General features: G+C 54.1%; 7 protein-coding genes. 3 read left to right on the top strand and 4 right to left on the bottom strand.

The window, feature by feature from the left end:
- Positions 1-668: NAD(P)/FAD-dependent oxidoreductase (locus tag GKAS_RS13375; RefSeq protein WP_035894837.1), on the bottom strand; the 668-nt coding region annotated here is incomplete at its 3' end.
- A 233-nt stretch (positions 669-901) separates the two neighbouring features.
- Here GKAS_RS13375 and GKAS_RS13370 point away from each other — a divergent pair.
- The gene (locus tag GKAS_RS13370) at positions 902-1,405 is read left to right on the top strand and encodes an RrF2 family transcriptional regulator (RefSeq protein WP_035894836.1); all 504 of its coding nucleotides are present in this window, start codon (positions 902-904) and stop codon (positions 1,403-1,405) included.
- A 51-nt stretch (positions 1,406-1,456) separates the two neighbouring features.
- Here GKAS_RS13370 and uspA read toward each other — a convergent pair whose 3' ends face one another.
- Positions 1,457-1,894, bottom strand: coding sequence for a universal stress protein UspA (gene uspA, locus GKAS_RS13365; protein ID WP_035894835.1), 438 nt, complete (start codon positions 1,892-1,894; stop codon positions 1,457-1,459).
- A gap of 382 nt (positions 1,895-2,276) precedes the next feature.
- Here uspA and uspB point away from each other — a divergent pair, with 382 nt between their 5' ends.
- Positions 2,277-2,612 carry a universal stress protein UspB gene (gene uspB / locus GKAS_RS13360; protein ID WP_035894834.1) on the top strand — a complete coding sequence of 112 codons (336 nt, stop codon included), beginning with the start codon at positions 2,277-2,279 and terminating at the stop codon, positions 2,610-2,612.
- Positions 2,613-2,667: 55 nt separating this feature from the next.
- Here the strand turns inward: uspB and pitA are convergent, their stop codons facing one another.
- On the bottom strand, positions 2,668-4,155 hold the full coding sequence (gene pitA, locus GKAS_RS13355) for an inorganic phosphate transporter PitA (RefSeq protein ID WP_035894833.1): 1,488 nt from the start codon (positions 4,153-4,155) through the stop codon (positions 2,668-2,670).
- 229 nt (positions 4,156-4,384) lie between these two features.
- Between pitA and GKAS_RS13350 the strand changes: the two genes are divergently transcribed.
- Positions 4,385-5,575 carry a BaiN/RdsA family NAD(P)/FAD-dependent oxidoreductase gene (locus GKAS_RS13350; RefSeq protein WP_035894832.1) on the top strand — a complete coding sequence of 397 codons (1,191 nt, stop codon included), beginning with the start codon at positions 4,385-4,387 and terminating at the stop codon, positions 5,573-5,575.
- Positions 5,576-5,579: 4 nt separating this feature from the next.
- On the opposite strand, the gene GKAS_RS13345 is transcribed toward GKAS_RS13350, so the two are convergent.
- On the bottom strand, positions 5,580-6,443 hold the full coding sequence (locus tag GKAS_RS13345) for a LysR family transcriptional regulator (RefSeq protein ID WP_035894831.1): 864 nt from the start codon (positions 6,441-6,443) through the stop codon (positions 5,580-5,582).
- Positions 6,444-6,469: the final 26 nt, after the last annotated feature.

The following is a 6,469-nucleotide window of genomic DNA, read 5'->3' as shown; positions in this document are numbered from 1 at the left end:
GCATTTACCAGCCACTCCACGCCCAATTCGGCAGAGGCTTCGATAATCACATCGCGTAACTCTTTGCTCCAGCGCCCGCCCGGCTGCGCGCCGCGCTCAACTACGACAACTCTGGTCTTAGCATCTTCACCCAGAATTTCACGCAGACGGCCCGGAAGCTCCAGCGCCATCTCAATCCCGGTGAATCCGCCGCCGCACACGACTACGGTGTTACGCGCGTCGCTCTCAGGCTGGCCAGCCAGATCTTTCAGATGCTGCTCCAGCACCGTCGCGCTTTCCAGTTGGTCAAGGTCGAACGCATGTTCGGCGGCACCGGCAATGATATCGCGGTTGACGTGGCTGCCGCTGGCAAGCACCAGACGGTCGTAGCGACGCAGGCGCACTTCACCGTTCTCGTCTTTCCAGCTCACCTCTTTCGAGGCCGGAAGGATCTGCTCAACGGTGCCGCGTAGGAATTTAACGCCGGTGACGTCGAACAGCGGCATCAGTGGCGAAACCAGCGTCTGAACGTGGCTTTCATAAAAACGCGGACGAACGCGCAGCTCCGGCTGTGGCGCAATCACCGTAATATCAACGGCCTGCTGGTGTTTGTCTGCCAGACGCGCGGCGCTCAGCGCTGCCCACATACCGGCAAAACCGGCACCGACGATCAGAATTTGTTTACGCATTAGGTTTGTCTCACTGTTCACTACGATTGATTTACTCGGATTTTATTGGTCGTAGTTAAAGATTGCAATGTGATTCGTGTCAGCAATCGCACCAGAAGACACATTTTGATTTTATCTATTTGATATTCAATTAATTAAATTTTTAACCTCTCGGTATTTATGCTTGCCTTATGGAATGCGTCTGGCGAAAAAGCTACAATAACTCAGATTCATTTTGGCTGAGATAAGAGCGCATGGCATTCTACAGTTCTGGGGTTGAGTACGGCATACATAGTCTGATGTGCATGGTGGACGGCAAAGGGGATGCCCGCGATATGAGCGTGCGCGAAATTGCTGAGCTGCAAAGCGTGCCCTATGACTATCTGGCCAAAATCTTTACCCGCCTGTCGAAAGCCGGGCTGGTGCGCAGCATCGAAGGGAAGGGCGGCGGTTTTCAGCTGGCGAAACCGGCTGAGGACATTACGGTACTGGACGTGGTCAACGCTATCGACGGCGATAAGCGTATTTTCGAGTGCCGGGAAATTCGTCAGCGTCTGGCGGTCTTTGATGAACAGCCGCCGGAGTGGGCCTGCGAAGGTATCTGTGGCGTGCGTTCGGTGATGGATATGGCGCAGCAGCGAATGGAAGAGGCGTTAGGTCAGCATACGATTCTGGATCTGGCGCGTAAGATGTATCGCAAAGCGCCTGACACCTTCGTGGTGGAAGTGCAGGAGTGGATTGCCGGGCGCAAAGGCTAGAAATAAAAACGCCTGCATAGGCAGGCGTTTTCACGATGCTCGATGAGAGATTTATTCTTCTTCGTCGTCGCGCAGCGGAACAATCAGCATATCAACGTGAACGGTGTTGATAAGCTGACGAGCAGAAGACATGAGTTTGCTCCAGAAATCCTGGTGATGACCGCAGACAACCAGGTCCATATCGTATTTCTTGATAGCATCCACCAGCACCTGACCCAGGTCGCCGCTACCGCTCAGGGTTTCGGTGATTGGGTAGCCTGCACCAGTAGAGAGTTCGCTCAGCGCGTGGTGAGTCTCTTCGGAGATTCGTTTCTGCATGTCGCCCAGATTGACGTCAATCAGCCCGGTGTAGAGATCGGAATAGTTCACGTCAACGTGAATCAGAGAGACTTTCGCATTGTAGGGGCGAGCCATTGATACCGCTTTCTCTACCAGTACTTTGCTCTCTGGTGAAAGGTCGACGGCGATAAGAATGTGTTTGTAAGCCATAGTGTTACTCCTTCCATAAAGTTGTCGATGACTGTTGGACCAGACAGCCCATGCGCTGTCCCTTGCCCGCGTCCTGCGTGCTATCTGCGCGGGGTTTGCCCTTAAAGACCTAATTGTAGAAGATATTTCTACCTTATATTGGCCTTGGGGCGCCGTCAATGCATCCGGTTCGCCAATTAGTTAAACAAATTTTTCCATCTTACGTATTGATAACGATTAACCTTGTGGTAAAAAATTTAACTGATCTCCTACACTATTTAATGAGCCGATCGAATAAATAAACGTGATCGGAATCGCACTCTTTTACTGAGGTGTTGGTGGGAAATTGGGGAGCGGTATGCCCTGGGGGATATCTCTGAGGGCTGGTCGCCGGGGAGGAGTTATGATCAGCACAATTGCGCTGTTTTGGGCCCTGTGTGTCGTTTGTGTGGTGAATATGGCACGTTACTTCTCATCGTTACGTGCGTTATTGGTTGTACTACGAGGTTGCGATCCCTTGCTCTATCAGTATGTCGATGGCGGTGGTTTTTTCACCTCTCACGGCCAGCCGGGCAAGCAGATGCGTCTGGTCTGGTACATCTATGGGCAGCGTTACCGCGACCATCACGACGATGAGTTTATCCGTCGCTGTGAGCGCGTTCGCCGTCAGTTTATTTTGACCAGTTCACTTTGTGGATTGGTGGTCATTAGCTTAATTGCTTTGATGATTTGGCACTGAGTAAAAAAAACGGGCCAGTTTCCTGACCCGTTTTTATGTTTTTATCACTGTGAGCTTAGATAAGCTTCAGCGAGATCCAGTACAGCACGCCGGACAGAATGATAGAGGCCGGCAGGGTGAAGACCCAGGCCATCAGGATGTTGGTCACGGTTTTACGCTGTAACCCGCCGCCATCGACCAGCATGGTACCCGCCACGGAAGAGGAGAGTACGTGCGTCGTGGAAACCGGCATCCCGGTATAACTTGCCAGACCGATGGACACCGCAGAGGTCATCTGCGCGGCCATGCCCTGTGCGTAGGTCATACCTTTCTTACCGATTTTCTCGCCGATAGTGGTAGCAACACGGCGCCAGCCGATCATGGTACCAATGCCCAGCGCCAGTGCGACGGCCATAATAATCCAGATTGGCGCGTACTCAATGGTGCTCAGCATGTCGGTTTTCAGTTTCTTCAACAGACGCTGATCGTCGGCATTCACTTCCGGCATCTTCGCCACTTTATCGGTGGTGTCAGAGATGCAGAGCATAATGCGACGAAGCTGACCACGCTGCTCTACCGAGAGCTTATCGTAGCTCTCGATTCCTGACAGCATCGCCTTCGTGCGGTCAAGCGCGTTCATGGTGTTCGCCGGGTGACAATGGAACTCAGTGGCTTGCAGTGCTTCAGGGGTTAACGGGTCAGCGCTGTTCTGCACTTTCAGCAGCAGCTCAGGGCGCTGCTGGAAGAAGGTTTCAACGTTGTTGACCGCATCGCGGGTACGGGTGATTTCGTAGCCGGAAGCGTTCATGTTAACCACGAAACCTGCCGGAGCAACGCCAATCAGTACCAGCATCACCAGACCAATGCCTTTCTGACCATCGTTCGCACCGTGGGAGAATGCCACGCCAATTGCGGAGAGGATCAGAGCAATACGAGTCCAGAACGGCGGCTTTTTCTTGCCGTCTTTCTTTTCACGTTCAGCAGGAGTCAGGTGGATACGAGCACGTTTTTTGGTACCGCTCCAGAAGCGACGCAGCACGAAAATCAGACCGCCAGCAAACACCAGACCCACAATTGGCGACACGATCAACGACGCGAAAATGTTAATTACTTTCGGGATGTTGAGTGCATCAACCACGGACGTTCCGGTCATCAGCGCATTGGTTAAACCAATACCGATGATGGCACCGATAAGCGTGTGGGAGCTGGACGCAGGCAGACCGAAATACCAGGTGCCGAGGTTCCAGATAATAGCCGCCAACAGCATGGAAAAGACCATGGCGAGGCCGTGAGCGGAGCCCATATTGAGCAACAGATCCGTCGGCAGCATATGCACGATGGCATAAGCTACACTCAGGCCGCCCAACAGAACGCCGAAGAAGTTAAAGATTGCGGCCATTGCAACAGCAAGCTGCGAACGCATGGCGCGGGTATAAATTACGGTGGCCACTGCGTTAGCCGTATCATGGAAGCCGTTAATCGCTTCGTAGAAAAGAACAAACAACAGTGCCAGTACTAACAACAGCCCGGTATGTAAATCCAGACCAGCAAACAAATGTAACATAGGACGTTACGCCATTTTGAGGACATGAACGCGCGGCATTATCAGGGACATTGGCGGCGCGGGCAAAGTGAAATCTCTATTTTTTTGATATTTATCCATGTAATTTTAAAGGTCGAAAAGAATTATTTATTTTGTATCAATCGGATAAGTCGGGTTTGTGGATATTTCACTGGTACGACTTCGGTGAAAAATTTACAATTCCCGACAATACCTAAGTTGAGGATAGTGCGTGGAAAGGTTTGATGCCATTGTAGTGGGTGCCGGAGCGGCGGGAATGTTTTGTGCCGCCATGGCTGGACAGGCAGGGCGCCGCGTTTTGCTGCTGGATAACGGCAAGAAACCGGGGCGTAAAATCCTGATGTCCGGCGGCGGTCGCTGCAATTTTACTAACCTTTATGTCGAACCCGCGGCATATCTGAGCCAGAACCCGCATTTCTGCAAATCTGCGCTAGCGCGCTATACCCAATGGGACTTTATCGACATGGTCGGTAAGCACGGCATTGCCTGGCATGAAAAGACCCTCGGGCAGCTTTTCTGCGATGACTCCGCCGATCAAATCGTGGCGATGCTGGTTGCCGAGTGCGAAAAGGGCAATGTCACCACGCGTCTGAGAAGTGAAATCCTGAGCGTCACCCGTGATGACGAGGGCTACACGCTTGTGCTTAACGGTGATGAAGTGTCGGCCAATAAGCTGGTCATTGCCAGCGGTGGCCTGTCGATGCCGGGACTTGGGGCGACGCCTTTCGGCTATAAGGTGGCCGAGCAGTTTGGTCTGAAAGTATTGCCAACCCGCGCGGGCCTGGTGCCATTCACTCTGCATAAACCGATGCTCGAACAGCTACAGGTATTGTCTGGCGTGTCGGTGCCGTCGGTCATCACCGCGCAGGACGGCACGGTATTCCGCGAAAGTCTGCTTTTCACCCACCGCGGACTATCTGGCCCCGCAGTGCTGCAAATCTCAAGCTATTGGCAGGCGGGTGAGTTCGTGAGCATTAATTTACTGCCGGATATCGACCTGGCGGACTTCCTCGACGTGCAGCGCGCCGAGCACCCGAACCAGAGCCTGAAAAATACGCTGGCGATGCAGCTACCAAAACGGCTTGTCGAGTGCCTGCAACAGCTTGGGCAAATCCCGGACGTCACGCTCAAACAGCTTAATATCCGCGATCAGCAAGCGCTGGTCGATACCTTGACCGACTGGCGCGTGCAGCCAAACGGTACCGAGGGCTATCGCACGGCGGAAGTGACGCTGGGCGGCGTAGACACCAACGAACTTTCTTCGCGCACCATGGAAGCGAAAAAAGCGCCGGGGCTCTACTTTATTGGCGAAGTGATGGACGTGACCGGCTGGCTGGGTGGCTATAACTTCCAGTGGGCGTGGTCCAGCGCCTGGGCGTGTGCGCAAGCGCTGGCGGAATAAGCCATTAATTCTGCTGGCTAAAGAGCCGCAGCAGCATCTCCACCTGTTCGTCGAGCGGGGCTAAATCCCGTTTGACGATCAGATGCAGCGGCGTGGCGCGCCGTACGCCGTGGCTAAGCGGCAGCGTCTTTAAAATCCCCTGCGCCAGTTCGTTCTGAATTCTCTCCTCCGGCAGCCAGCCGTATCCCACCTGATACATCACCGCATCGATGGCCGCATCAATGGTCGAAAAGGTCCACGCGTCGCGTTCGGCCTGTTGGTCACTGTTGTTGTCGGCGATGCGGATCAGCGGCCAGGCGCGAAGGTGCTCATCGCTGAGCGTCTCTTCGTGCTGGAAAAGGGGATGATCGCGATGGGCGACGGCAACAAAATCAATGTTCATCAACCATTCGCCGCGCCCGGTAATGTCCTGGCGGCGGGTCAGCACCATCACGTCTGCCTCGGCCTGAATGGCATCGTTGCCGCTGGCGTTCTCCAGTACTTCAGTTAAGCGCACCTGCGTCTGCGGATAGCGCTGCTGAAACTGGCGCAAAATGGCAAACAGCCGCTCACGCGGGAAAATACTGTCGACCACTAAATCCAGCCGGGTGCGCATACCTTCGCGCAGCGTGGCGGCGCGGGTCTCTACCCAGGCAAAGGCCTTCAGTAGCGGTTTGACCTGGGCCAGCAGCAGTTCGCCTGCCGGGGTTAATACCGCACGACGGCCTTCCGGAATCAGCAGCGCCACGCCGAGACGCTCTTGTAATAGCGCCAGGTTGTAGCTCACCGACGACTGGCTGCGGTGGGTCTCTTCCGCCGCTTTGGCAAAGCTCCCGAGCGCTACCACCTTCTCCAGCAGCGCCCATTGTTCCAGCGTTGTCTTGTGCATAATTGATTCAAAAAGTAGATTGGTTT

This window comes from Kluyvera ascorbata ATCC 33433, assembly GCF_000735365.1.
Classification (GTDB): Bacteria; Pseudomonadota; Gammaproteobacteria; order Enterobacterales; family Enterobacteriaceae; genus Kluyvera; species Kluyvera ascorbata.
Note: the sequence above shows the minus strand (reverse complement) of the source record. Positions and strands in the feature narration are given on the sequence as shown.

Excerpts from the sequence above, each read along its gene's own strand:
- GKAS_RS13370 (WP_035894836.1), top strand. The coding sequence starts at position 902 with ATGGCATTCTACAGTTCTGGGGTTGAGTACGGCATACATAGTCTGATG.
- uspA (WP_035894835.1), bottom strand. The coding sequence starts at position 1,894 with ATGGCTTACAAACACATTCTTATCGCCGTCGACCTTTCACCAGAGAGC.
- uspB (WP_035894834.1), top strand. The coding sequence starts at position 2,277 with ATGATCAGCACAATTGCGCTGTTTTGGGCCCTGTGTGTCGTTTGTGTG.
- pitA (WP_035894833.1), bottom strand. The coding sequence starts at position 4,155 with ATGTTACATTTGTTTGCTGGTCTGGATTTACATACCGGGCTGTTGTTA.
- GKAS_RS13345 (WP_035894831.1), bottom strand. The coding sequence starts at position 6,443 with ATGCACAAGACAACGCTGGAACAATGGGCGCTGCTGGAGAAGGTGGTA.